This window comes from Herbaspirillum lusitanum, from assembly GCF_046025995.1.
Taxonomy (GTDB): domain Bacteria; phylum Pseudomonadota; class Gammaproteobacteria; order Burkholderiales; family Burkholderiaceae_D; genus Herbaspirillum; species Herbaspirillum lusitanum_A.
The window spans coordinates 437,185-462,909 of the sequence record NZ_JAQQFM010000006.1; the positions used below are offsets into that span (position 1 = coordinate 437,185).

The following is a 25,725-nucleotide window of genomic DNA, read 5'->3' on the forward strand; positions in this document are numbered from 1 at the left end:
CCCTCGATGAATGAATGTCTGCTTTTTGCAGGCGTTCCGGTCCGACAGAACATGACGATAAGGAGCTTCCCCATGACCAACACCACCATCAGCACCGTCACCATCGACGGTTTCAATCTCAATGCGCAACAGGTCGTCAGCGTGGCGCGCGGCGCCAACGGCAGCTTCGCCAAAGTCGCACTGGCGCAATCCTCGCGCGATGCCCTGAAGCAGAGCCGCGATTACATCGAAGCCACCTGGATGCACGACGAGGCGCCGATGATGTACAGCTTCAACACCGGCGTCGGCCTGTTGAAAGACACGCGCATCAAGGTCGAGCACATCGAGCTGTTTCAGACGCAACTGATCAAGGCGCACAGCGCCGGCATCGGCGAGCCGTTTTCGGAAGAGGTCAGCCGCGCCACCATGCTGTTGCGCGCCAATGCCTTCGCCAGCAATTATTCGGCGCCGCGCGTGGAAGTGGTGGATAGACTGCTGGCCTTCATCAACGCCGGGATTCACCCCGTCATGCCGCAGAAGGGCTCGGTCGGCGCCTCCGGCGATCTGGCGCCGCTCTCTTATCTGGCGGCCGCCATCGCCGGTTTCGACGAAGCCGAAGTCATGTATCAGGGGCGCCGCATGCCGGCGCCGCAGGCGATCATCGAAGCCGATATCGGCCCGGTGCAGTTCGATCTCAAGGCCAAGGATGCCTCGGCGCTGATCAACGGTTGCACCGCGACTTTGGCAGTCGCCGTGCTGGCTGCGCACGATGCACGCCATCTGCTGACCGACGCCTGCCTGTCGCTGGGCCTGACGCTGGAAGCCATGCGCGCCGAGATGTCGGCCTTCGATCCCCGGATTCAGCAGGCGCGTCCGCACGCCGGCCAGATCAAGACCGCGCAGGTGGTGCGCAGCTTGCTCAAGGGCTCGACCCGCACCACGCACGAGGCGCGTGCCGTGCAATTGCCGGATGAGCTGCGCCGCACCGACATTCCTTACACCGCGCGGATTCAGGATGTGTATTCGCTGCGCTGCTCGCCGCAGGTTTACGGCCCGGTGTTCGACGCGCTGGATTACATCGACACCATCGTCGACAAGGAAATCAATTCCGCCACCGACAATCCGCTGATCTTCAGCAAGGACGAAGCGGACGGCGGCGGCTTCGAGATCATTTCCGGCGGCAACTTCCACGGCCAGTATCTGGCGCAGGCGATGGACTTGCTGGCGATGTCCATCACCGATCTGGGCAGCATCTGCGAACGCCGCGTGGCGCGCCTGATCGATCCGACCTTGTCATGGGGCTTGCCGCGCAATCTGATGAGCGGCGTGCGCGGCGTGAACACCGGCTATCCGGTAGTGCAATGTTCGCTCAGCTCGCTGGTGATGGAGAACCGCACACTCAGCATGCCCGGCAGCGTGGACAGCATTCCGGCCAAGGGCAATAGCGAAGATCACGTCTCGAACTCGACCTGGTGCGCGCGCAAGGCTGCCACGGTGGTGGCCAATACGCAATACATCGTGGGCGTCGAAATGCTGCTGGCGGCGCAGGCCCTGACCATGACCGAAGAATTGCTGAAGGAGTTCAAACTCGGCGAAGGCACGCAGTCGGCCTACGATGAAATCCGTCGCCAGATCCCGGCCTGCCTGGAGGGCGACCGCTGGTTCCACAACGATATTCAGACCGCTCATTCCTTCATTACCAGCGGTTCGGTGCGCGATGCGGTGAGGGCAAAGATCGGCCAGTTTGTCTGAAAGAAAACGCTGATTCAAAGAAAGAGCGACTTGATAGTCGCTCTTTTTTTATGCCCTTGATGAAGTTTTCTGAAAAAAATGAGGTGAATGTCCGGCGACCTTGTTGCCTCTGAATCCAGCTTGTATAAACGCGCTCTTGATGAGCGCAACGAGTTTGTTCAGCCGCACGCCAGCGCTTGTTCTCATCAACATCATTGAACATTTAATCGAGGATTATTATGAAGTTGGTAGCGAAAAGCATTCTGTTTGCAGCGATTCTAGGCAGTACCGGCGTGGCCTCGGCACAGGTGACCCAGTTCAGCGGTTTTACTCTCGGCGGCGATATCGCCTTCCGCAACAATCGTGCCGATTTCGACGGCTATGCGAACAATCGCACCGCCTCTGCACACGACACCACGGCGCAGCTGGATTTTTCTTACGGTATGGCGCTCGATGAAAAAGTGCAGATGACCTTCGGTGTGACCTACGATCTGGGCAAGACCAACTTCGGCTCGCAGCGCTATCGCGCCGGCAGCCGCAACGCCGATGCTTCGCTCAAGCTGAGCCAGCATTTGTCGATCTACGCTGCACCCGGCGTGCTGGTGGCGCCTAACTGGCTGCTGTACGGCAAGCTTGCCTATCACCGCGCACGCGGCGAGTACACCGATTCGGTGTTCGGCAACGGCAAGACTTCGCACAGCGGTTACGGCTACGGCGTCGGCATGAGCTATGCCGCGTCCGAGCATGTGCGTCTGGGCGTGGAAGTGCAGCAGGTCAAGTTCAGCCGCGAATCCAACGGCGCCTCCAGCGCCAAACCGTCGATGACTGAAATCGCACTGAAGTTCGGTTATCGCTTCTAAGCGCTTGTTGGCAGTAAAGCAAAAAGGCAGCCTCGGCTGCCTTTTTTCATGGTGGAGGTAAGCGCGGTTTTTGCTCGGCCTTGTGCAACGCAGGCCTGAGAAAAAACAGTTCATGCAGGCATCAGATCTCGGCCCATTGCCGCAGCAGATTGTGATAATGCCCGGTCAGGCCCAGCACTTCTTCGATGTCGCCGACCTTGCTGCGCAGGCCGGATATATTCTGATCCAGCTCAAACAGCATGCTGCGTTTCCAGTCGTCGCGGATCATGCTCTGGGTCCAGAAGAAAGAGCAGATGCGCGCGCCCTGAGTCACCGGTTCAACGCGGTGCAGGCTGGTCGAGGGATACAGGATCAGGTCGCCGGCCGGCAGTTTCACTTCGTGCGTGCCGTAGGTGTCGACCACCACCAGCTCGCCGCCTTCGTACTCTTCCGGCTCCGACAGAAACAGGGTGCTCGATACATCGGTGCGGATGCTCATGCCGGTATGCGGCACGCCGCGCACCGAGCCGTCCACATGCAGGCCGTAATGCTCGCCGCCTTCATAGCTGTTGAACAGAGGCGGGATGGTTTTCTTGGGCAGGGCAGCGGCAAAGAACAGGGGATTTTTTGACAGCGCGGCGAGGATGATTTCACCCAGCTTCATGCCCACTGGCGAGAACTCCGGCAACTGCCGGTTGCGTTTGACTTTGGCGCCCTGATCGCCCACGGTTTGTTTGCCGTCCACCCAGTCGGCACGCGCCAGTTCCTCGCGCACATGACGAACTTGTTCGGCGCTCAGGACCTGAGGAATGTGCAACATCATGATTCAGTTCTCCCATAAAAAATCCGCCTCCCTCCGCACGGGCGGGAGCGCAGATTTTTCATCCTGTTCTGCCGACCCCGGCCTCGCCGATTTGTATCGCCGCACACTATAAACCATGTGTTATCGCAGACTAATTGCCGGATTCCGAATGAAGTTCACTTTCTAGGAAAGAGCTTAAATGAGCCTTGATAAAGTTGGATTCGCACCTCTGCTTGATCGCCCGGCACTTGCCGACAGGAGCATGACCAGATGACGCTCAATTGTCCGGGCAAATCAATCGCAGCTTATACGCGCGAAGCATATGCGCCATGCTAATTCGGTAATTTGAGATGGTGGACGGGGCATTTAGACTCTATCCAGAGTATTCTGGGCAGGGCGACCGCGTCGTATGCAGTAAGTCTGGTCGTCTTGTGCGTGCCACTCGGCTCCTGCGGATACTCCTGTTTCCCCTGCGCCAATGAGCGTGCTCCCTTATATGCCTGAAGCATACCGCCCATACTAATTCGGTAATTCCCGGAAGGGCGCTTGCTTGCATATACTCACCTTCCGCTGATTTTTCATGCTGCCCTCCTGAAAATGCCGAGCTATGGCAATGCCGGATAGGGCGGCCGTTTGTTTGTTTGTTTGTTTGTTTGTTTGTTTGTTTCCTTTTTCGGGGCCGCGTCGTTGGTGCGGCGGCCGGCTTTCATTCCGCCATCGCGATAGGCATCTCTCGCAAGGAAATGCAGTTCCATGTATGTCCATTGCTATCGACGTTGCGAAGCAGCACGAAATCCTGTCGCGGGAAGAAGTATCGGCGGAGATTGTCCGTGGCCTGGTCGCCGCAGGGGGGCAAGGTGATTTTGTCAGTAGAATTTGCGGGACGGCCTATCTTCGTGCCCGCGATTATCAGAGTCAGGGGATGATGAATCTGCTGTCCTCTCTGCACGCCGACCCGGAACCGGGTGCGCGTTGCGGACGCAGTCCAGGGCTCGTCCTGCGCACCATGCGCAGCGGCCGGCAAACGTAGCGGCAGTAAGCAGGCATGGCTCGGCAAGGCTGGACTCAGCCCGGCGCCGTTTATCAGACAAAGGAGACGTAGCATGAAAACAAAACTGGCTTTCACCGCTGCCGCAGCATTGGCGCTGACTATGGCTCTCGCAAACTCGCCGGCATATTCCCAGGCGAAAAACAAATGGGTGGCGGCTTGGTGCGGCGCTATTCAAGGGCCTTATCCCGTAGGCAATCCCTCGGCTCAGCCGGATCTCAGCTTTGCGTTTCCCAATGCCGAAGAGGGCGCCGAAGATCAGAGCTTCCGCCTGATGGTACGGCCCGACATCTGGGGGCCACAGGTACGTATTCGCATGTCCAATGTTTTGGGAACTCGGCCGGTGACGTTTGACGGCATCTACGTCGGACTACAGCAGGGAAGCTCCGCCGTCATGCACGGAACCAATCGGCAGGTTTCCTTTTCAGGAAAAACCAGCGTGACGATTGCCGCCGGCGAATCGGCTTGGAGTGATGCGATTGTTCTGCCATTTGCAAAGTCAGGAGATCCGAAGCTTCTTGAGGGCAGACGCCTGGCCGTGAGCTTCCACGTGGTCGGACAAAGCGGGCCGATGACCTGGCATGCAAAGTCGCTTAACACTTCGTTCATCAGTCGCCCCCGAGCCGGATCAGTCGGCCAGTCAGAGGACGAGCAAAACTTTCCGTACAGTACCAATTCCACCTATTTCCTGGATGCCGTCGACATGATGGCGCCTGCCACTGCCCAGGTAGTGGCGGCATTTGGCGATTCCATCACTGACGGCACGAGCACGACTTTGAACGGCGACGACCGCTGGCCTGATGTGCTTTCACGGCGCTTGCATGCGCGTTACGGCAATCGCGTCTCAGTGGTGAACGCCGGCATAGGCGGCAATCAGGTCGTCGGCCCGGCCTCCTACTCCGCGCAAAAGCCCTTTCCGGGCGGACCTTCCGCGATATCGCGGGTGGAGCGCGATCTGATAGCACTCTCGGGCGTCTCGACTGTGATCTGGCTGGAGGGGATCAATGATTTCAGCAAGAACGGCAATGCGGCTGTGGACGATGTTGTTAAGGGCATGCGTGATGTAGTGGCGCGATTGAGAAAGGAAATTCCTGGCGTCAGGGTTCTCGGCGCCACGGTTACTTCTGCGTTGGGCAGCACCAGCGCTGCACATGGACATGTGGAACAAAATGACAAGCGCAAGGCGCTCAATGAATTCATCCGCAGCGACGGTCTGTTTGATGACGTCCTTGATTTTGATGCGGCTACGCTGGATACGGCCTCAGGCGGATTAAAAGCCGAATATGTCCCCGATGGCACTTCAGGCGGCCCTGGCGACAAGCTGCACCCGAACCGCGCGGGCTATCAGGCGATGGCTGGCGCGATCCCGCTTGCCAAGGTCGTTAATGCCTTTCGAACGGGGCGAGAGAGAAAAATTGTGGATGCCCCTGGTTCAAACTAAATTGGAAAATCATGAGACAAAAACGGTACGCGGTCATCGGCGGCGGTATCAACGGACTCGCTGTTGCAAGGCAGTTGATCCTCGAAAATCCTGACATCCAGGTGACGGTATTCGAGAAGGAGGACTCCGTTGCTCAGCATCAGTCCAGTCATAACTCGGGCGTTGTGCATGCGGGGCTGTACTACGAGCCAGGAGGACTCAAGGCAACGCTGTGCCGGCGTGGTGTAGATCTGATAAGGGCTTATTGTACTGAGCATAACGTTCCTTACGACGAATGCGGCAAGGTCGTCGTGGCGTTGAAAGACGAGGAGTTGCCGCGTCTGGAAGCCATCTACCGCAAAGCACAAGCCAATGGCGTTCCGGACGTCAGATTGATTGGCCCGGAAGAACTCAAGGAAATCGAACCCAATTGCGTGGGGATTCGCGCGCTTTATTCGCCCCGTACCGCAATCGTCAGTTACGGGCAGATTGCTGAGCAAATCGCCAGGGAAATTCAGATGAAGGGGGCGCGTATTTGCCTGAACTCCCCTGTGCACAAGCTCATTGAGCGTAGCGACCAGGTTCACATTGAGCTACAGAGCGGCGAGGTCTTCCCGCAGGGCTTCGACTATGTTGTCGCCTGTGCTGGCTTGCAGTCCGATCGTCTCGCAATGAATTCGGGAGACAAAGAGACGCCCAAGATCGTGCCGTTTTTTGGCCAGTACTACGTCATCGACGAGACGTACAAGTCGCACGTCAAGGGACTGATCTACCCTGTTCCCGATCCCCGTTTCCCATTCCTGGGCGTGCATTTCACCAAGCGTATCGACGGGCAGATGACCATTGGCCCGAACGCATTTATCTCCATGGGACGGGAGAACTACACCGGCGACAGATTCAATCTGCGCGACATCGTCGACTACCTGGGATACGGCGGCTTCTGGAAATTTGCTGCGCGCAATGTGCCATCCACCTTGCGCGAGCTCAGGACGGTTGTCAGTAAATCAATTTTTGTGCGCGAGGCGGCTAAATATGTGCCGTCATTGGCGAACGTTTCGGTGTCGCCGGCTGTTCGTGGAATTCGTGCGCAGGCGATGGAAGGCGACGGTTCACTGGCAGACGATTTCGTCATTAGACAGACCGGCCGGGTAACCCATATTCGCAATGCGCCATCGCCGGGAGCAACTTCGTCGCTGGCAATTGGGGAGCACATCGTCCGTAACTTGATTCGATCGCATTGAGCTCTTGCAATCGAGCGGACATGACGACGGAAAAAACAATATTGCTCACGCCAAATGAGGAAGAGGCAATTGAAACCTGAACACCGGCCTGGCAGTCAGCGGCGGTTTATCTGACGCCAGGCTATACTTTCCCGACAACTTTCAAACCGAACCCCATCCCATGCAAGCTGCTGCCTGGCCTCCGCTGAAGAAGTGAATGCTTGGATCTCACATGTTCGCTGCTGAATCGAACAAGTGAGAGACACCTTCGCCACCCGCTTTCGGGTGATGTATTGCCTATGTTTTCTGGCGCCTCGCGTCAGAGCATCGGCCATCGTTTCTTTATGGGATTCATATGCAGCTCTTCAATCAAATGATGGCGCACGCCGTCACGCTTTTGCCTCGTCCTCTGGTTCGTCAGTTATCGCGGCGCTATATTGCCGGCGCGACTTTGCCTGAAGCGCTGGCGCGGGTCAGGGAACTCAATGCAGCCGGATGCGCCGTCACGCTCGATGTTCTTGGCGAGGATATCTCGTCGATGGCACAAGCCCGGAGCACAGCAAAGCACTATTTCGACGTTCTTGAATCCATCGAAAGCAAGGGCTTGCAGGCGAACCTGTCGGTAAAGCCTTCCGCTATCGGCCTGTTATTGGACGTCGACGAGTGCCTGAAGCTTGCCAGGCAGATCGTGGCCAAGGCCGGCTCTTTTGGAAATTTCGTGTGTTTCGATATGGAGGACGTAAGCTGCACTCAACTTGAGATCGATCTTTTCAGGCGGCTCAGCGAAATTCACGACAATGTCGGACTGGCATTGCAGGCCTATCTAAAACGCACCTATCAGGACGTGGCGGAACTTGCGCGCCCTCAAAATAGCTTGCGGATTTGTAAGGGTATTTATGTGGAGGAGGAAAGATATCTGATTCCCGATGCACACAAAGGCCGCAAGGCGATCAATCAACACTTCTTGGCTCATGTGGCCCAATGTTTTGAGATGGGTACGTTTGTCAGCGTTGCCACCCACGACGAAACCTTAATCAAGGAAATCATGGACCTTGCAGAAAGAAAATCTATCAGCAAAAAAAGATTTGAATTTCAAATGCTGCTGGGTGTTTGCGAAACCTTACGCGACCGGATATTGAAAGCGGGTTTCCGCGTGCGCGTTTATGTTCCATTTGGCAGTGATTGGTATGGTTACAGTATTCGTAGATTGAAAGAAAATCCGCAAATCGCCGGGTATCTTGCGAAAGCCCTGTTCGGACGATAAGACTTCATGCCGCTTTCTGCAAAGCATGGCGACTTGTGATCGCCTTGCTTTGCCGGCGCGGCACCGATCAGAAGTGATATTCGAGCCGCACCATCGGCGTCCTGGCGAGTGAGCCCGGCACCGCGGCCGGGTTGCCGAACTTGTTGCGCCAGTATTGATATTCCAGGCCCAGGCGCAGCGTGTTCTTGCCCATGCCCATGGTGCTGCCGACGTCAACCATGATCTGGGCATCAATGTTCAGTTCGGGCGCGGTAGCGCCGCCGAATTCATTCCTGCCCTTGGCGGCGATGTAGTTCAGATAGCCTTCGAAGGCAAACGGCGAGGAGCCTATCGGAATACCCCAGGCCAGATTCAGCATGGGGTGGGTGTCGTAGCGGTAGCGGCTGGAAATGCCTTTGGGCTGATTGCTTTCGAACAGCGCCAGCAGGCTGACATTGAGGAAGCCCGGTACATCCAGCATCAAGGTCGGCCCGATCACCCACATGCGCTTTCTGGAGGCATAGCTGTTGTCGTTCTTGGTGTTCCAGTCGAAGCCCAGTGTGAAGCCGACGCCGCGCGCCGGGCCGAAGCTCAGATCCTTGCCGGCGATCTTGCCGAGGTCCAGCGTGTGACGATAGGTGATGTAGGCTTCCTGTGCATTGTCGTCCTTGCTGTCCGACATCAGCAGATCGACGTTGAGGAAATTGCTGCCGTATCGGTAGCCGCTGGCATGGGTGAAGTTGATGACGCTCTTGCTGATGTCCTGCGAGTTGTAGGGCTCGGCGAAACGCGTGCCGTAGCGGTAGCCGATGGCATTGTCGGACCAGTCGGCCGCCTGCGCGCCTATGCCGAAGCCGAACAGGGCAGCGGCCAATGCCAGCTGCTGAGGCCCTGGCCGGAAGCTGTTGTTGATTTTGCCGCGAGGGTTCTTGCGGATGGATTGCATGTGTCTCCTCCATGAATGGATGTATGTTTTCAGGTGATGCAAGTCCGTGGAGCCGCCACGGCGGTCATGCAGCGGCATCTCCATGAACGCGGACGCACGCCGGCCCGCCGCGCTGTTTCAGTGGCGCAGCGCGGATGGTATTCAGACATTCCGGTAATGAAAGCGCAGGGTGCGCTCGCTCAAACAGGGCCGCCCGTCTTGCCTCGGCACTTTGACAAGACGGCCGGCCTCAGCTGTTCAGGTCGGCGACCGGTAAGGGTGATGTTCGCGCCAGTGGCTGGCGATATCGATGCGGCGCGCGACCCAGACCTGATCGTGTCCGCAGACGTAATCCAGAAAGCGCGCCAGCGCAGCTGCGCGCGCCGGTCTTCCGGCAATGCGGCAATGCAGGCCGACCGACAGCATCTTGGGACGGTTGAGGCCATTCGGGTCGCCTTCGCGATACAGCACGTCGAAGGCGTCTTTCAGGTAATCGAAAAACTGGGCGCCTGAATTGAAGCCCTGCGGCGCGGCGAAGCGCATGTCGTTGGTGTCCAGCGTGTAGGGCACGATCAGCTGCGGCGTCTGTGTGATCGCGGAGACATCGCCTTGCGCGTTGCGGATGGCGACGTTTTCCCAGTACGGCAGATCGTCGGCATAGCTGTCGGCGTCGTAGGCGAAACCGCCGTGCTCGGCCACCAGCCGCCGCGTGTTGGGCGAATCGCGGCCGGTGTACCAGCCCAGCGGCGCAGCGCCGGTCAGCTGCTTGATGATGGCGACCGCTTCGGCGATGTGGCGCCGCTCGGTGTCTTCGTCGATGTTCTGATAGCTGATCCAGCGCAGGCCGTGGCAGGCGATTTCATGGCGCTGCTCGATGAAGGCGGCCAGTGCTTCCGGATGGCGCTGCAAGGCACGCGCCACGCCGAATATCGTCAGCGGCAGGCGGCGTTCTTCGAACAGGCGCAGCAAACGCCACAGGCCGGCGCGCGAGCCGTATTCGTAGAGCGATTCCATGCTCATGTGGCGCGCGGCAAAGCTTTGTGCGCCGATGATCTCGGAGAGAAAGGTTTCCGACCCGGCGTCGCCGTCCAGCACGCAGTTTTCGGCGCCTTCCTCGTAGTTGAGGACGAATTGCACCGCGATGCGCGCGCGGCCCGGCCATTGGGCATGCGGCGTAATGCGGCCGTAGCCGCCGAGGTCACGCGGATAGTGGATATCTTTCATGTCTCCTGCCTGTCTGGATAGCAGCACTGCGGTGTGCCGCGGATGCAGTCATTGAATGCTGCATGCTGTTTTTGGAATGAGGGCAATTATGTCCGCAGATTGGATGGCAGTTATAAGTGGCTTCGTATATGAATCTGAAGCGCGCGGTATATCATCTGACGTCGCCTTCAGTCCCGTGCTCCGGGCCTGATGTCTGCGTAGCGATAGCGGATTCGGATGGTCGGATGCGGCCGGCTCGTCAATCAACACAGGGAAAGGAATCAACATGGGTAAGCTGAGCACGCATGTGCTGGACATCACCAAGGGCAAGCCGGGCGTGGGCGTGAACGTGGCCCTGTATGCAGTGGAAGAGGGCGGCAAGAAACTGCTGAAGAAGGCCGTTACCAACAACGACGGGCGTTGCGACGAGCCGCTGCTGCAAGGCGAAGAAGTGCGCACAGGCCGCTATGAACTGGTGTTCGGCGCCGGCGATTATTTCGCGGCGCAGGGCGTGGAGGTGCCGACGCCGCGTTTCGTGGATGAAGTGGTGATCGCCTTCGGCATCGCCGACCCCGCGCAGAATTATCATGTGCCGCTGGTGGTGTCGCCCTGGGCGTATTCCACGTATCGCGGTAGCTAAAACCGCTACGCGCAGTTTTTTGCAGAAGAAAATCCGGTCACGCCTTCACGCCTGGCTGGATTTTTATCGTGTGTTACCAGCGGCAATTCCTCAATCCATCGCTTCATTGATGCGCGCGCTCAGAATGTGATCGGCCCAGCTGCCATTGATCTTCAAATAGGCGCGCGCCTTGCCTTCCGGCTCGAAATGCAGTTTCCGCAGCAGGGCCGCGCTGCGCCGATTCTCCGGGCGATAGTTGGCCATGATCCGGTGCAGATGCAGTTCGCCGAACACAAATTCAATCGCACAGCTCAGCGCTTCGTGCATCAATCCCTGGCCTTGCTCCTGCGCATCCACCGAGAAGCCGAGGTGGCAAGCCTGAAACGGCCCGCGCACGATATTGCTGAAATGGCAGACGCCGGCGATGGCAGCACTGGTGTCTGCCGTCCGCGCAAACAGCAGATGCAAGGCTTGCTGCGCCTGCATTTGCATTTCCATCTCGTGCAGCCGCTGGCGGGTGGCGGCCAGCGTAAAGAAGGCCTCGTCGCGCCGCGGTTCCCATTCCAGCAGATGCGCGCGATTGCGGGACTGATAGGCAAGCAATGCCGGCGCATCGGCCAGGCTCGCCCGGCGCAGATGCAGGCGTGCGGTATGCAGGCCATGGTCAGGAAATGTCATCCGGCGAACCTGCGATTCAGGTTTGGAACTCCTTCTGCCGCCGCTTGCCGCCTCGCACCAGTGCGTGGTCGGTGCGCGCCAGGTCGATCGACACAGGCGGATTCTTGAACTTGAGGCCGGTGGCCGGATGGCTTGCGGCGAAGCATGAGGAAGCGCTCCTTGAGAAAATCGCGGGGGAGGGGAAGCCGGGCAAAGATCATACATGCTAACTCTGAGGAAGCGCTGACGGCGGGGATGTCTTGCCGAGCAAGCTGGCCGGCGAAGTAGCGGCCTGAAGCAAGCCTTTGCTGCAGGCCGGCAGCGATATGCGATGGCTTGCCGACGGCGAATATTTTTGTCATTTCAGCACCGAAATTATGTTTCTGACATGTTTGCAGATTGCAGCTTTGCAAGATAAGGCTTGTCCATATATCCTCGTTTTCTTATAATGAGAATCATTCTCGAAAAATAAAAGAGAGCAAGGCGTTACGCGGTCAACAGCATGCGCGTTCGGAGCGGTAAGGCAGTATCGGACGCAGCGGCGGACAAAAGCGGCGCCCGCCATCGGGAACAGGGAATCGGTCAGGCGAGGGTCGGTCAGCACAGCATGTTTTTCACCTCATCCATTTGTATCTGCTGCAACTGCTGAATCCGGCATGCAGTCATCGCCTCCTATTTCATTCCTGAAGCAGACGTATTCGCGCCCAAAGAAAATGGCCGCTGATTTCAGTGGCCGTTTTGCAGTATGAGTTTGATCCGATTCAACATAAAAAGAGGCTGTTGCAAAAACAATCTGGCTGCGTGCCGCCGGTTTTGCTCTGTCGGCAAGGCGACCCGGCCGGTCTGTTCTTGCAGCAGCTTCCAACATTTAAAGGAATGACTTCATGAAGCGTTTGGCGATCGTATCCGGTTTGCTTTCTACTTTCTTGCTGGCGGCACCGGCACATGCGCACCAGATCTGGCTGCAGCAGGATGCCAAGTCGGCCAATATGTATTTCGGCGAATTCGGCGAAAATCTGCGCGAAGCTTCGCCCGGCCTGCTCGACAAGTTCGTGCAACCGAGCGCGGTGCTGCTGACCGGCAATGGCGACAAGACCCTGGAACTGAGCAAGAAGGCCAACGCTTTCGCGCTGTCCGGCAAGGCCGGCAAGAACGAATCCATCGTCGCTGAAGAAGCCCACTACCCGGTGTTCGAAAGCAAGGGCGGCGACAAGGTGACCCGCACTGCGTGGACTCCCGCTGCGCGTCTGGTGACTTCGGATGCAGCGCAACAGCCGCGTCTGACGCTGGATCTGGTGCCGACCGGCAAGCCGGGCGAGTTCAAGGTGTACTACAAGAACCAGCCTCTGCCCAAGGCCAAGGTCGGTCTGGTGGTGCAATCGGGCTGGGCCAAGGAAGCGCATTCCGACGCCGAAGGTCTGGTGACTTTCGATCTGCCATGGCAGGGTACTTATGTGGCTGAAGTCCATCACACCGACAAGACTGCCGGCGAGCGCGACGGCAAGCCATATGACGTGGCCAGCTTTGTGACCACGCTGTCGCTGGTGCAGGCCAAGGGCATCAAGGCAGTGCCAGCCGGTCCTGCCGCCAAGCCGAACAAGTAAGCCGGAACGCAAGACAAAAGCGATGCAGTGCATGCGGCCGGAGGGCCGCATGCCTGAGAAGGAAAAGCGGAAACAATGAAGCAAATGATGCAATCGGGTTCGATGGTGATGTACCGGCTGGGCGTGCTGTCGCGCGTGCTCGCGGCGATTCTGGGCGGCTATGTGCTGTCGGCGCTGTGCACCGTGATGGTGTCGCATGGCTTGCCGCTGGGGCGGGCCGATGCGGTGATGACGGCCACCATGCTGTCTTTCATCATCTATACCTGCGCGGTGATCTGGGTGTTTGCCGTGCATAGCGCCTTGCGTGCCTGGATCGGCATTCTGATTCCGACTTTGGTGCTGGCGGCAATTTACTGGTTTGCGATCCGGAGTGCGTCATGAGAGAAGGTTTTCGCCAGTCGATGGCATGGCTGCACACCTGGGCCGGGCTGGTTGTGTGCTGGATTCTGTTCCTGATCTTCAGCGCCGGTACCGCCAGTTATTTCCGTGATGAAATCACGTTCTGGATGACGCCTGAACTGCATCTGACCGATTCGCCGCAAGTGGCGCCGGCGATTGCAATCAAACATGCGGCCGAGGCGCTGCAAAAGAAGGCCGGCGATGCCGAACGCTGGTTCATCAGCATGCCGACCGAACGCAATTCGGCGATGCGCATAGGCTGGATTCCGGCGCCGCCCAAAGATGGCAGCAAGCCGGTCGGCCGTCGCTTCCAGAGCGAAACCATGAATCCCGCCACCGGCGAAAAACTGGAGGATGTACGCGACACCCGCGGCGGCGAATTCCTGTATCGCCTGCATTTCGATCTGCATTACATGCCGGTAATCTGGGCGCGCTGGCTGGTCGGCATCTGCGCCATGTTCATGCTGGTGGCGATCATCAGCGGCGTGATCACGCACAAACGCATCTTCAAGGATTTCTTCACCTTTCGTCCGCGCAAGGGCCAGCGCTCATGGCTGGATGCGCATAATGCCGCCGCCGTGCTGCCCTTGCCGTTTCACCTGATGATCACCTACACCGGGCTGATCACCATGATGTTCATGTACATGCCCTGGGGGGCGCAGAGTGCCTACAAGGGCGATCAGAATGCCTTCTTTGCCGAGGTGTTCCCTTCCGTCGGCGGGCGCGGCAAGGCGGCCGGCAGCGCCGCGCCGCTGACCGATCTGGGCGTATTGGCGACACAGGCGCAGGCGCACTGGAACGGCGCGGCGCTGTCGACCATCTCGGTCAACAACCCTGGCGATGCCAACGCCACCGTCGTCATCACGCGTGAGAAAGCCAAGTCGCTGTCGTATCTGCAGCCGGCCATGACCTTCAAGGGCACGACCGGTGAGCTGGTCGGCACCGCCGGTGAAGATCCCAGCGGCGCAGCAGTCACGCGCGGCGCCTTGTACGGTCTGCACATGGCGCACTTTGCTGATCCATGGCTGCGCACGCTGTTCTTCCTGTTCGGTCTTTCCGGTTGCGTGATGGTCGCCAGCGGCGCCTTGCTGTGGGCCGTCAAGAGCCGTCAGAAACAAGCCAAGGCGATTGCGCAGGGCGCGCGCGTGAGCTTCGGCCTGCGTCTGGTCGATGCGCTCAACATCGGCGCCATCGCGGGTCTGCCGATTGCCTTCGCGACTTACTTCTGGGCCAATCGCATGCTGCCGGTGGAACTGGCGCAGCGCCCGCAGGCCGAGATCAATTGCTTCTTCATCGCCTGGGGCGTGGCTGCAGTGCTGGCGCAGATCCGTCCGAGCATGGGCATGTGGCGGCTGCAGCTGTGGTTCGGCGCCCTGATGTTCATCGGCATTCCGGTACTGAACGTGTTCACCACCCATTCGCATCTGGGCGTCACCCTGTTGCAGGGCAAGGGGCCCTGGCCGGTGGCCGGTTTCGATCTGACCGTGCTGGCGCTGGGCATTGCGCTGGCGATGACGGCGCGCATTCTCGGCAAGCGTGAAAAGAAGAAGGCCGGCGGCAAGGTGCAATCGGCGGATGCCACCGGCGGCAAACTCAAGGAGGCGGCATGAATCCGTTTGGTTTTTTACTGGCGATGACCTTGGCCTTCGCCGGCTGGAGCGCGCTGAGCATGGCGATGGATAGACACTATGCCGACGTCTACGGCCGTGGCGCCGAACCGGCGCCGGCCTTGCGCAACAAGCTGCGCTGGCTGGGATCGCTGGCAATTGTGCTGACCTTCGCGGTCTGTGTCGCCATGCAGGGCTGGACCATCGGTGCGGTCGGATGTCTCGGCTTTCTCGGACTGGCCGGCTTGCTGCAGGTGATCGCGCTGACCTATGTACCGGCGCGCGTGCCTCTGCTGGGTAAGCGGCTGGCGCTGGCGGCGCTGGTGTTCGCGGTATGCTGGTGGCTCAGCCTGATGTAAGGCGCACTGATCTGCATCGATTTACTGTGTTGTAACTTGTGCTGCACTCTTTTGAGTGCAGCTTTTTTTTGCCTGTCACTTCAACGACCGAAACAGGCAAAGCCACAGCATCCGGCTCAGGACGCTGCGGCTTTTTAGCGCGGCCCTGCCGCGGCCGACATGCTCAGGCCGCCAGTGCCTTACCTGGTTCGGCCAAGCCCATCTCCTTGCGGAACAGGGCCTCCATTTCACGGCGCACGCGTATCGATTCGCGGCTGGCATCGATGGCGACGTCGGCCCAGCTCACGGTCTGGCCGGCAGGCACCGGGCGCTGCAGCACGATGTTGTGCGCCAGTCCGATCGGCAGCGCTTCGTGGTTGAGCGAAGCGGCGGCCGGCATCAGTTTGCCGTAGACCATGAAGCCGCCTTCGCCATCCAGTTTTTCGCCGGCCTTGAGATCGCGCTTGGCCACCGCCACCGTGTCGCCGGCAAAGTTGCGCGTACTGCCGGTGGGCTGTCCGCGCACCGCGATGTTGGCGACCGAGTAGCCCAGCTCCAGGCCGATCAGGTGATACGGCTTGTACATGCTGGAAAAACGTCCGCTGGCATCGGTCTTGAGGCCGTATTGCGAGAAGCAGTCGCGCACGTAATCGCTGTGCGCCTCGAAGGTGACATATACGCCCCAGCGCAGATCGCGGAACACCGGGCGGCCGTCGCGTTCCAGCGAAGACACCACTTCCACCGTGCCCGAACGCGACAGGATGCCGCCGTCTGCGCGTGGTTTGAGAAGATTGGGCAGATCGTCCACACCGCAAGGCGGGAAGGCCAGACCCGCGTCGGCCGGCGTCAGGCCGCAGGCATTGGAGACGGCCGCCATTTCCAGCGCCGACTTGGTGCCGTCGAGGAAGGAGTTGAACATCTGCGCATTGAAGTCGCCGCCGGCTACCTGTTCGTCGGAAAAGCCGTAGTGGCCCCACACCGTATCGGGCGTCGACTGGTGATAAACGGGCAGATACTTGGTGCCCTTGCCGGCGCAGACGACATCGAAACCCGAGGTGCGCGCCCAGTCCACCATTTCCGCAATCAGCGCGGGCTGATCGCCGTAGGCCATCGAATAAATGATGCCGGCTTCCGCCGCGCGGCGCGCCAGCAGCGGCCCGGCCAGCGCGTCGGCTTCGACGTTGACCATGATGATGTGTTTGCGGTGCTCGCAGCACAGCAGCGTGTGGCGGATGCCGGCGGCGGGGTTGCCGGTGGCGTCGATGATGATGTCCAGCTGCGGCTGCGAGATCAGCGCCTCGGCATCGTCCTGCACGAAGGTGCTGCCGTTGCGCAGTGCCTCGGCCCATGAGGTGGCGGCGTACATGTCGGGTTTCCAGCCCACGCGTTGCAGCGACTCCTGCGCGCGCTGCGGCGACAGGTCGGCGATGCCGAGCAGATGCACGCCGGGCGTGCGCGGCACCTGCGAGAGAAACATGGAGCCGAACTTGCCGGCGCCGATCAGGCCGACGCGCACCGGTTTGCCTTGTTCGGCCAGCGCCTGTAGTTGATGAAACATCGTTGCCATGCTTGTCTCCTCTGATTTCACAGCCGGGCGGCTGCGGTATGTACCGATGGGCGGTATGCCGCCTTCGTGTGATCCGGATCGTTTTTGCACTGCTGAGCGCTGCCGATACGGGGGCTTCGGCAAAAGAGTAGCATTGGCATTTTTCAACGTAAATATCAAATAATGCACATAGGATGTGTGAAAAATCGCATACTCTTGCTTTCCCCATCAAGGCGGCAAGCCGCAGCGAAGACGGGCTTCATGGATAAATTTGACTGGAACGATCTGCAGGCTTTTCTAGCAGTGGTGCGTGTCGGCCGCCTGACGGTGGCGGCGCGCAAGCTGGGCGTCGATCATTCGACCTTGAGCCGCCGCATCAGCGGGCTGGAGCAGGCCATTGGCGCGCCGCTGTTCGACCGCCGCGCCACCGGCTACGTACTGACGGTGGAGGGCGAACGCCTGATTCCCGATGCCGAAGCCATGGAAAACCTGGCCATCCGCATCAGTACGCGCCAGGATGATCCGGCACAAGGCCTGACCGGATCGGTGCGCATCGGCACGCCTGAAGCCTGGGGCACCTATTTCATGGCGCGCCAGTTGCAGGGGCTGGCGCAGCTGCATCCCGAGCTGGAAATCGAACTGATCGCCAATCCGCGCATGTTCAGCCTCTCCAAACGCGAGGCCGATCTGGCGGTCAGCATGACGCGGCCGGAGCAGGGCCGCCTGTATGCGCGCCGCCTCAACGATTACGAACTGGGGGTGTACGCCTCGCGCACCTATCTGCAGAACCATGGCCCGGTCGGCAGCAGGGCGCAGCTGGAGGAACACCCCTGGGTGGGCTATGTGGAGGATCTGATGTGGTCGGCCGAGCTGGATTATCTGGCCGAGATTTCATCGACCTTGCGCCCGCGCATCCGCATCTCCAACATCATCAGCCAGGTGCAGGCGGTAGCGGCCGGCGTCGGGCTGGGCGTCTTGCCCTGCTTTCTGGCGCGGCGCGAGCCTGATCTGGTGCGTCTGCTGCCCGACGACGTCCGGCTGCAGCGCTCATATTGGTTGCTCACGCATGCGGATGCACGCGATCTGGTGCGGGTCAATGTGGTGGCGGAATTTATCATGCAGCGCTTGCAGGCGCTGGGCGCCGCGTTCTGGATGGATGCAGGTGGGGAAGGTATTGCAGAGCTTGCCGGAACCAGCGCCGCAAAAGAACCGAAGGCAAGCAAGCCCGGGCATGTCTTTCACAAGGCGCTAAAAAAGCGCAGCGATCCGTGAGCGCTGCGCTGTCTTGCGAGATCCGGCCTGGTGATTCTTTTAGTGGCTCTTGGCTTTTTCTATGGTGCTGCGGGCTGCTTCCATCATCGCCACCGGTTCGGGCGAATCGGATTCCAGATACTGATTCTCCAGCGTGAGCGCCAGATTGCTCATCTTTTCCGACAAATCGGCCAAGGCGACGCTGAGTTCGCACATCAGGCTCGACATGGTTTTGGGTGACTGCGCCATGGCTGCTTCCTTTTCAGAAATTCATGCTCATCCATATCACTGCACTTGCCGGCGTTGCTGTAAATCCAGAGGACCGATGGCTGCCGTGGCCGTGTCGTATGGGACTTATTCTATGACGAATAGAGTTACGACTGTTGAGCGCTGCGAAAGGGTTCGTCAAAATTGTAAGCAAAAATGTGGCTTCCTTGATCTGCATTAATAAACTGACTCGAAACCAGACTCGATTGATGCCTCAGTGACAACGTCGCCATCTCGTTTGCTAAGCCGCCCGTAACTGATAGTAAATGCAGCTACGTGACTTGTGAATACGGCTCAGAGATATTTGATTTCGATGGTAGTGGAGCCGTCGAGCGGCACATCTTGTGTCAATGGCAATTCTTCGGCCTTGTTCAGCACTGGCTGCACATTGATCTGAGCCGACAGCACCTTGAGCGCGACCGGGCTGGCGGCGCCGTTTTCGGCGAACGAGAAATAGGTATTGGCGTGATCCAGGAAGCCGGCATCCTGACTCCAGCTGTTGCCGCGATCTTTGGACGCGATGGCGCTCACGCTGCGCGCATCGGCGGTGGCGTTGCTGCTGAAAGACAATGCATAGCCCCCCACGTTCTTGCCTGCCACGCTGCCCAGGCCGAAGTTGTATTCGGCACCGCTGCGCAGCTGATCCAGAATGCCGTCCACGCGCGACGCGGCACGGTTGTCGACGAAGGTGACGGCGATTTTGGCGGCGGCGTTGCAGGCCACGGTCAGGCCGATCTGGCGCGCCGGCAGCGCGGTGCTGCGACCGCGCTGCAGCGCGCCGGCGGCGATGGTGCCGTAATCCACCACGCCGCTGCCGGCCAGCGTCGGAGTGCATGCAGCCGGGCGGATCACGCCGGTGACTTTCAGCTCGACCGAGGGGGCCGCTTGCAGCAGGCCTGCATACAGCGAGGCGCTCAGTGCAACAGTCAGCGTGATCAGTCGGGAGAAGCCTTGCATGATGGTCGTCTTCGGTGGGTGGGCGCCGTGATCTGAATCACAGTGCAATGACGACATTCTCCCGATTCACCTCCTTCGTTTATATGAGAAAAGTCTCAAACTAATTTTGAATCTGGCTTGAGAGCAGGCGCGCAGGCGTGATGGGACGCCGCCGGAACCGACGCCAATGCATAAATAATTTCACCGGGGAAACTTGTCGGTTTCTGGCTTGCAGGCACGCGCCACCGCAGTGCCGCAGTGTTGCAAGCCGTTAGCGTCAAGGATGAAAAAAGCCCGCATCGGATAAACGATGCGGGCTTTTGCTTGCTGCGGCAGACCTCAGAACAATCAGAAGGTCTCCCAATCTCCTTCGTCATTCGGCGCCGATTTAGGCGCGCTCTTGGCGGTGGCCGGACGCGCCGGCGCTTTTGCTGCTGCCAGCTTGGGTGCCGCGGCCGGTGCCCTGGCGGTCGTCAGCGGTTTGCCCGGCGTTGCTTTGCGCACCATGGACGGCGCTACCGGGATTGCAGCCGGGGCGGCTGCCGCCATCGTTGCGGTCGCCGGGCTGACGCGCAAAGCGTTCACCTGGGCAGGATCCAGCTGGAAGCGGTTTACCAGTCCGGCCAGCGTTGCCGCCTGATCCTGCAGCGACTGTGCAGCAGCGGCGGCCTGTTCTACCAGGGCCGCGTTTTGTTGCGTGCCTTCATCCATCTGGGTGATGGCCTGGCCGACTTCCGAGATGCCGGCGCTTTGCTCCTGGCTGGCCGAGCTGATTTCGCCGACGATGTCCGTCACGCGTTTCACGCTGGCGACCACCTCGTTCATGGTGGCGCCGGCCTGTTCCACCAGTCGGCTGCCGATGTCGACCTTTTCCACCGAGTCGTCGATCAGCGCCTTGATTTCCTTGGCGGCAGCGGCCGAGCGTTGTGCCAGCGAGCGCACTTCCGAGGCCACCACCGCGAAGCCGCGGCCTTGTTCGCCGGCACGCGCCGCTTCCACAGCCGCATTCAGCGCCAGGATATTGGTCTGGAAGGCAATGCCATCAATCACGCTGATGATGTCCACAATCTTCTTCGACGATTCATTGATCGAACCCATGGTCTGCACCACCTGATGCACCACGCTGCCGCCCTGAATCGCCACTTCCGATGCCGACTCGGCCAGTTGATTGGCCTGGCGCGCGTTGTCGGCGTTCTGCTTGACGGTGGAAGTCAGCTCCTCCATCGCCGACGCGGTTTCTTCGATCGAGCCGGCCTGTTGCTCGGTGCGGCTGGAGAGATCCAGATTGCCGCTGGCGATTTCGCCGGAAGCGGTGGCGATGGTATCGGCCGATGCCTTGATGTTGCCGATGGTGCTGACCAGCGAATCGCGCATGCTCTTGACCGCATACAGCAGGCTGACCTGATCGCCCGGCGCTGTGGCGATGGTCGGCGTCAGATCGCCCTGGGCGATGCGATTGGCCACTTCGGCAGCATTGCCGGGGTCGCCGCCGACGGTGCGCATGATGCCGCGATTGATCATGCTGACCATGCTCAGCAGCACTGCCGCCAGCACCGCGAACAGTCCCCCCATCTTGTAGAGCGAATTCATGAAGGCGGCGTTGATGTCATCCATGTAGACACCGGTGGTGGAGATCCAGTCCCAGGGTTTGTAGCCGAGCGCGAACGACAGTTTCGGCACCGGCGCATCGGCGCCGACCTTGGGCCACATGTAATCGATGAAGCCGCCTTCCGGCTGGCTGCCGGCCTTGCTGATGTTGACGAACACCAGATTGCCGACCGGGTCCTTGAAGTCGGACAGTTTCTTGCCGTCCAGCTCCGGCTTGATCGGATGCATGATGATCAGCTCATTCGAGGTGGAAATGGAAAAGTAGCCGTCGGTGCCGTAGCGCATGGCCTTGATTGCCTGCTTGGCGCGCAGTTGCGCCTCTTCCTTGGTGATGGCGCCGCTGTCGGCCTGCGCCGCCAGTGCCTTGATCACGCTGACGGCGGTGTAGGAGACATTTCTCAAATCGTTCTTGCGTTCTTCGATGCGCAACTCGCGCGTCTGGAAGGCGCTGAAGATCGACACCGCGAACAGTGCGATCAGGCTGACGATCAGCGGCAGCCATAATTTTTGCTTGAATGAGAATTGGCTCATAGTGAAGTCTCCCTGGTGGTCAGTTGAATTGTTGCCTGATGGGTCTCTTGCGTACCCTTGAACGACGGATATCACTATTCAGTCTGTGCGCGGGCTGAGCTGGGGCGCCAACGCAACCAACGCTGCATGATTATTAACGGCATCGTTCACGGCAAACTTTACTTCCATACCGATCGGTAAAGCGTGACTTTCGATAAAGAATTGCTGGCAGCATGAGTGGCGACAAGTCCGCTCACGCGTGCCTGCTGCACGGATATGCAGGAGGCATGAAAACATGCTTGATGGAAATATCAGGCGATGGGGGGAAAGGGAGGAAAAAGATGCGGGGAGTAAAAAACAGCAAAGAGTTCAGCTCAGATCGGGCTCGATGCCGCTATTGCTGAGAACATCCGTGCTGTGAATACACATTGCGCGCAAAATTCCTGATCTCCGGGTGTTCCCGGATGTTGCTGCTTCATTGTTTCAGTAGCGCAGCCGGTACCAGAGTAAGCCTATCCATTCATGCATGGCGTAGCTGCTCAGAGCCAGCGCGCCGGCGTTGGGCAGGTAATCGGTGGAGAGGCTGCGTTGATACGAAATGAAGCCGGTCGGCGCCGCCACGGCTGCGAGTTCAGTCTGGCCGAATGCTTTCATCGAACGCTCCATGTGCATGGCATCGGTCAGCAGCAAGACCTTGCTGATGCCCGCCGGCTTCAGCATGGCAGCCGACATGACGGCGTTCTGCTGGGTGTTGTCGGATTCACCTTCGATCCAGCGCGCTTTCACTTCAAAGTCGCGCTGCAGCGAGCGCGCCATCAGGCCGGCTTCGCTTTCCCTGGAGCCGTCGGGTTTGCCGCCGGTGACCAGCAAAGGCAGACCGGTGGCGCGATGCAGGTAAGCGGCGTACTCCAGGCGCGCCAGCGTGGCCGCGCTGGGTTGATCGCTGGAGCCGAATTCGGGGGCATTCGACAGCCGTCCGCCGCCCAGCACCACGATGGCCTGGGCGCCCTGGCTGATTTCCGCCGCGCTGCCGGTGAGCGGGGCATGCGATGTTTCCAGCGGGCGCACCAGCCACAGCGAGCCGACGCGAGTGCTCAGCACCAGCAGCAGCGCCAGCGACAGCCAGCAGAGGCTGGTCCCGAGTTTCGGCCAGCGCCGCCGCAGCAGCAGGCCGAGTGCGCACAGCAGGACGAAATTCATGGGCGGCAGCAGTGCAGCACCGGCGAACTGGGAGAGCAGTACGGAAGAATTCATCGAAGGCGGGAGTCCAGGGCAATGGCGCTCATTGTCTCTGATCGAATCGGTTTTTCCTAGCGGCTTGCAGCGCCGATGCTGCCGGCGTCGGGCGACTTCAGGTTGTCCAGGTGTGCGGTATCGTGACAGCCGGAATCGCAAAGAAGCCGCTGGCGGGTGCCTGAGTTGCACCTGATGTCGGCTTTGCCTGTTGCCGTTGCCGTCTGGACAGGTCAGAATCGCGTTTAACTTCATACAGGGAACGGTCTTCAGACCGGGGAAGAATTGATACGTCTTGTTTTGTTATTACTGGGTACGGATTTCATCCGCCGTCACTGGCATGTGCTGGGCTTTGCCGGCCTGATCTGGGGCACCATCGGCGTGAGCCTGATGATTGATGCACTGGACGGCGTGCTGGTGTTTCCGCTCACGCTGTTCGGCTATCTGTTGCTGCTGGAGAGTCTGGCGACCTTGCTGGTTGCTTCCAGCGGCATCGGCGCGCAAAAGACTTTGCGTTATGCCAAGGGCGGCATTTTCCTCTTGATCGCGGTCTTGATCATCGTGCCGCATCACGCCAGCAGCATGGTGCTGGCGATGCTGTTCGGCACTGCCTTCACCATCGGCGGCGGCTTGCAGATCACCTCGGCGCTGGTGGTGCGCTTTCCGCGCTGGCGTATGGCGGTGGCCGGCGGCGGCGTGCAGATTGTGCTGGCGATCATTTTCTTTCAGCCTTACCCCACGCATTACAAGGGCACGGTGCCGTTCTGCATGGCGCTGGGCCTGATTTTCGGCGGCTGGAACATGATCTGGCTGGGGCTGCGCTCGCGCATGCTGCCTGAACGCGCATCGATTGCGGCGCTGGAAAATCGCAATGTGCAGGCCGAACTGCCGCTGGATGCCGGCCTCTATCGCGGGCATGAGGCCATGGGGCCGGCGCTCAAGAGCGGCAAGGGCGGCGCCGGGCCGGCCAGCGTTTCCGCTTCCTCTTTGTCGTCTGAGTCGCAGTCTGAGCCTATGCCAGAGAGCCGCGCCGACCCCACGCAACCGCCGCCGATGACCGTGCACGTCTGGACGCCGGCCGGCAGTGCCAAGGGCCAGGCGCGCAACCGGCCGCTGATCAACCGCTACATCGCGGCGGTGGACACCAACGGCGTGATCTCGACCGGCCATGCTGCGCTGGAAGTGGCGCCCGACAGTGCCAATGCGCTCTACATCAGCCTGTATCCGGCGGAGGAGATTGATCGCTCGCCGGATCAGTTCGCCCGTCTGCTGCGTGCCACGGCCGACAACAATGTCGGCGGACGCTTTCTGACCGACTATCGCAGCGAAGCGGCGGCCTGGTGTGAATCCACCGAGAAGATCGTGTTTCGCGAGTACGACCGCACGCGGCTGGACGCTTTCTGGAGCCAATACCGCCAGCAGGCGATCTACAACCTGACCTATCGCAACTGCTCCAGCACGGTGGCGCATGCAATGGAATCGGCGCTGGAAGGCGTGATCGGCGCACGCACCTCGCATTGGCTGAGCGTGTTGCGCATCATGCTGACGCCCGAGATCTGGGTCGCCAGCCAGATTCGCAAGCGCGCCATCACCATGGCCTGGACGCCGGGTCTGGTGCTCGACTATGCACGCGCCTTGCGGGCTGTGGTGCATCCGCGTCCCCTGTCCTGGGCCGCCTCGCTGCAACTGGCGCTGCGCCAGAGCCGGCGCCTGCGCGGCGGCTGGCGTCGGGTCGCCAGTGAGAGCGCAACGGTTGATGCCAATGCCGATGTCAGGGGCGAGCCGCCGCAGCGATAACTCCAGCCCGCAGGCCGCCAACAATGGAGACATGAAATGAATCCGGACTCAAGCTGGCTGACTGCGCAGGACGGCACCCGCCTGTATTGCCGCGAATGGACGCATACCGCCGCTGCACGCGGCGCGGTGCATCTGGTGCATGGCCTGGGCGAGCATGGCGGTCGCTATCTCGAACTGGCGGGTTTGCTGCATGAACTGGGATTGGCGGTACGGATTGTCGACCATCGCGGTCACGGACAATCGGACGGCGTGCGCGGCAGCCTCAGGCGGCCGGATGATTTTTTGCAGGATCTCAAACTCAGCTTCGACGACTTCGCCGCCTGCCAGCAGCAGACGCCGTTTCTGTTCGGGCACAGCATGGGCGGACTGATCGCCGCCCGTTTTGCCAGCGGAGGTTTCAGTCCCGTGCGCGGGCTGATGCTGTCGTCGCCGGCACTGGCCTTGACGCTGAATGTCTGGCAAAAGTCTTTGTTGGCGCTGAGTAGCGTATTGGCGCCAAGGCTGGCCTTGCCCAGTTCCTTGCCGCCCGACCGGCTGTCGCATGACGCAGCGGTCGTTGCTGCGTATCGCAGCGACCCGTTGAATCACGGCCGCATTGCACCGCGTACGCTCAATTTCATGCTGGATGCGATGGCAAGGACGCAGGCCGATGCAGGCGCGTTTCGGACGCCGCTGCTATTGCAGGTGGCCGGCGATGATGCCTTTGTCGCGGCGGAGGGCAGTCGCCGCTTTTTCGACGCCTTGCCGTCAGGCCACAAATGCTTGCATTGGTATCCGCAAGCCTGGCACGAGATATTCAACGAGGAAGCGAGCATCAGGCAGCAAGTGCAGCGTGATCTGAAGCAGTGGCTGAGGCTTCAGCTTGAGCCGGATATAAACGCCGACCAGGCCGGGCTGTAAAAATACGTCGGATCAGGCCGAGTCAAACATGAACGGCGAGCTG

General features: G+C 59.9%; 25 protein-coding genes. 14 read left to right on the top strand and 11 right to left on the bottom strand.

What is annotated here, in order from left to right; all coding sequences use genetic code 11:
* The first annotated feature begins 72 nt into the window (after positions 1–72).
* Together PQR62_RS15685 and PQR62_RS15690 are read left to right on the top strand one after the other, a co-directional pair.
* Positions 73–1,731, top strand: coding sequence for an HAL/PAL/TAL family ammonia-lyase (locus tag PQR62_RS15685; RefSeq protein WP_408158906.1), 1,659 nt, complete (start codon positions 73–75; stop codon positions 1,729–1,731).
* A 218-nt stretch (positions 1,732–1,949) separates the two neighbouring features.
* Positions 1,950–2,570, top strand: a complete 621-nt coding sequence (locus PQR62_RS15690; protein ID WP_408158907.1) for an outer membrane beta-barrel protein — start codon at positions 1,950–1,952, stop codon at positions 2,568–2,570.
* A gap of 121 nt (positions 2,571–2,691) precedes the next feature.
* On the opposite strand, the gene PQR62_RS15695 is transcribed toward PQR62_RS15690, so the two are convergent.
* Both PQR62_RS15695 and PQR62_RS15700 read right to left on the bottom strand, forming a co-directional pair.
* Positions 2,692–3,372 carry a Fe2+-dependent dioxygenase gene (locus tag PQR62_RS15695; protein ID WP_408158908.1) on the bottom strand — a complete coding sequence of 227 codons (681 nt, stop codon included), beginning with the start codon at positions 3,370–3,372 and terminating at the stop codon, positions 2,692–2,694.
* A gap of 584 nt (positions 3,373–3,956) precedes the next feature.
* A complete protein-coding gene (locus tag PQR62_RS15700; protein ID WP_408158910.1) occupies positions 3,957–4,106 on the bottom strand; it encodes a hypothetical protein in 150 nt (49 codons plus the stop codon).
* A gap of 2 nt (positions 4,107–4,108) precedes the next feature.
* Between PQR62_RS15700 and PQR62_RS15705 the strand changes: the two genes are divergently transcribed.
* The 4 genes from PQR62_RS15705 to PQR62_RS15720 all read left to right on the top strand — a co-directional run bounded on the left by PQR62_RS15705 (position 4,109) and on the right by PQR62_RS15720 (position 8,303).
* A complete protein-coding gene (locus PQR62_RS15705) occupies positions 4,109–4,381 on the top strand; it encodes a hypothetical protein (RefSeq protein WP_408158911.1) in 273 nt (90 codons plus the stop codon).
* A 73-nt stretch (positions 4,382–4,454) separates the two neighbouring features.
* A complete protein-coding gene (locus PQR62_RS15710; protein ID WP_408158913.1) occupies positions 4,455–5,840 on the top strand; it encodes a GDSL-type esterase/lipase family protein in 1,386 nt (461 codons plus the stop codon).
* 11 nt (positions 5,841–5,851) lie between these two features.
* The gene (gene lhgD / locus PQR62_RS15715) at positions 5,852–7,060 is read left to right on the top strand and encodes an L-2-hydroxyglutarate dehydrogenase (protein WP_408158914.1); all 1,209 of its coding nucleotides are present in this window, start codon (positions 5,852–5,854) and stop codon (positions 7,058–7,060) included.
* 334 nt (positions 7,061–7,394) lie between these two features.
* The gene (locus tag PQR62_RS15720; RefSeq protein ID WP_408158915.1) at positions 7,395–8,303 is read left to right on the top strand and encodes a proline dehydrogenase family protein; all 909 of its coding nucleotides are present in this window, start codon (positions 7,395–7,397) and stop codon (positions 8,301–8,303) included.
* Positions 8,304–8,370: 67 nt separating this feature from the next.
* Here the strand turns inward: PQR62_RS15720 and PQR62_RS15725 are convergent, their stop codons facing one another.
* A complete protein-coding gene (locus PQR62_RS15725; RefSeq protein WP_408158916.1) occupies positions 8,371–9,228 on the bottom strand; it encodes an outer envelope protein in 858 nt (285 codons plus the stop codon).
* A gap of 237 nt (positions 9,229–9,465) precedes the next feature.
* Positions 9,466–10,431, bottom strand: a complete 966-nt coding sequence (puuE, locus tag PQR62_RS15730; RefSeq protein WP_408158917.1) for an allantoinase PuuE — start codon at positions 10,429–10,431, stop codon at positions 9,466–9,468.
* Between the two features lie 265 nt (positions 10,432–10,696).
* Between puuE and uraH the strand changes: the two genes are divergently transcribed.
* Complete coding sequence (gene uraH / locus PQR62_RS15735) at positions 10,697–11,050, top strand: hydroxyisourate hydrolase (protein WP_408158918.1); 354 nt, start codon at positions 10,697–10,699, stop codon at positions 11,048–11,050.
* A gap of 90 nt (positions 11,051–11,140) precedes the next feature.
* Here uraH and PQR62_RS15740 read toward each other — a convergent pair whose 3' ends face one another.
* Entirely contained in the window at positions 11,141–11,707 is a 567-nt protein-coding gene (locus PQR62_RS15740; protein WP_408158919.1) for a GNAT family N-acetyltransferase, read from the bottom strand.
* Positions 11,708–12,305: 598 nt separating this feature from the next.
* Entirely contained in the window at positions 12,306–12,554 is a 249-nt protein-coding gene (locus PQR62_RS15745) for a hypothetical protein (protein ID WP_408158920.1), read from the bottom strand.
* Positions 12,555–12,570: 16 nt separating this feature from the next.
* Between PQR62_RS15745 and PQR62_RS15750 the strand changes: the two genes are divergently transcribed.
* From PQR62_RS15750 to PQR62_RS15765, 4 genes are all read left to right on the top strand, one after another.
* Positions 12,571–13,290, top strand: a complete 720-nt coding sequence (locus PQR62_RS15750; RefSeq protein WP_408158921.1) for a cobalt ABC transporter substrate-binding protein — start codon at positions 12,571–12,573, stop codon at positions 13,288–13,290.
* A 75-nt stretch (positions 13,291–13,365) separates the two neighbouring features.
* Positions 13,366–13,671, top strand: a complete 306-nt coding sequence (locus PQR62_RS15755; RefSeq protein ID WP_408158922.1) for a DUF3649 domain-containing protein — start codon at positions 13,366–13,368, stop codon at positions 13,669–13,671.
* Positions 13,668–15,299 carry a PepSY-associated TM helix domain-containing protein gene (locus PQR62_RS15760; protein ID WP_408158923.1) on the top strand — a complete coding sequence of 544 codons (1,632 nt, stop codon included), beginning with the start codon at positions 13,668–13,670 and terminating at the stop codon, positions 15,297–15,299. The genes PQR62_RS15755 and PQR62_RS15760 overlap by 4 nt, the downstream gene beginning before the upstream one ends.
* Entirely contained in the window at positions 15,296–15,655 is a 360-nt protein-coding gene (locus PQR62_RS15765) for a DUF3325 domain-containing protein (protein WP_408158924.1), read from the top strand. Before PQR62_RS15760 ends, PQR62_RS15765 begins: the two co-directional genes overlap by 4 nt.
* Positions 15,656–15,818: 163 nt before the next feature.
* Here the strand turns inward: PQR62_RS15765 and PQR62_RS15770 are convergent, their stop codons facing one another.
* Positions 15,819–17,201 carry an NAD(P)H-dependent oxidoreductase gene (locus PQR62_RS15770; RefSeq protein WP_408158925.1) on the bottom strand — a complete coding sequence of 461 codons (1,383 nt, stop codon included), beginning with the start codon at positions 17,199–17,201 and terminating at the stop codon, positions 15,819–15,821.
* A gap of 240 nt (positions 17,202–17,441) precedes the next feature.
* On the opposite strand from PQR62_RS15770, the gene PQR62_RS15775 reads away from it, so the two are divergent.
* Entirely contained in the window at positions 17,442–18,452 is a 1,011-nt protein-coding gene (locus PQR62_RS15775; protein WP_408158926.1) for a LysR family transcriptional regulator, read from the top strand.
* Between the two features lie 39 nt (positions 18,453–18,491).
* Here PQR62_RS15775 and PQR62_RS15780 read toward each other — a convergent pair whose 3' ends face one another.
* The 4 genes from PQR62_RS15780 to PQR62_RS15795 all read right to left on the bottom strand — a co-directional run bounded on the left by PQR62_RS15780 (position 18,492) and on the right by PQR62_RS15795 (position 23,006).
* Positions 18,492–18,680 (bottom strand): hypothetical protein, encoded by a 189-nt coding sequence (locus PQR62_RS15780; protein ID WP_408158927.1) that lies wholly within the window; start codon positions 18,678–18,680, stop codon positions 18,492–18,494.
* A 312-nt stretch (positions 18,681–18,992) separates the two neighbouring features.
* Positions 18,993–19,655 carry a DUF1120 domain-containing protein gene (locus PQR62_RS15785; protein ID WP_408158928.1) on the bottom strand — a complete coding sequence of 221 codons (663 nt, stop codon included), beginning with the start codon at positions 19,653–19,655 and terminating at the stop codon, positions 18,993–18,995.
* A gap of 327 nt (positions 19,656–19,982) precedes the next feature.
* A complete protein-coding gene (locus PQR62_RS15790) occupies positions 19,983–21,773 on the bottom strand; it encodes a methyl-accepting chemotaxis protein (RefSeq protein ID WP_408158929.1) in 1,791 nt (596 codons plus the stop codon).
* A gap of 462 nt (positions 21,774–22,235) precedes the next feature.
* Positions 22,236–23,006: a YdcF family protein gene (locus PQR62_RS15795; RefSeq protein ID WP_408158930.1), complete on the bottom strand. Its 771-nt coding sequence runs from the start codon at positions 23,004–23,006 to the stop codon at positions 22,236–22,238.
* Positions 23,007–23,270: 264 nt separating this feature from the next.
* Here PQR62_RS15795 and PQR62_RS15800 point away from each other — a divergent pair, with 264 nt between their 5' ends.
* Complete coding sequence (locus PQR62_RS15800; protein WP_408158931.1) at positions 23,271–24,782, top strand: HdeD family acid-resistance protein; 1,512 nt, start codon at positions 23,271–23,273, stop codon at positions 24,780–24,782.
* A gap of 36 nt (positions 24,783–24,818) precedes the next feature.
* Positions 24,819–25,682 carry an alpha/beta hydrolase gene (locus PQR62_RS15805; protein WP_408158932.1) on the top strand — a complete coding sequence of 288 codons (864 nt, stop codon included), beginning with the start codon at positions 24,819–24,821 and terminating at the stop codon, positions 25,680–25,682.
* Positions 25,683–25,725 lie beyond the last annotated feature (43 nt).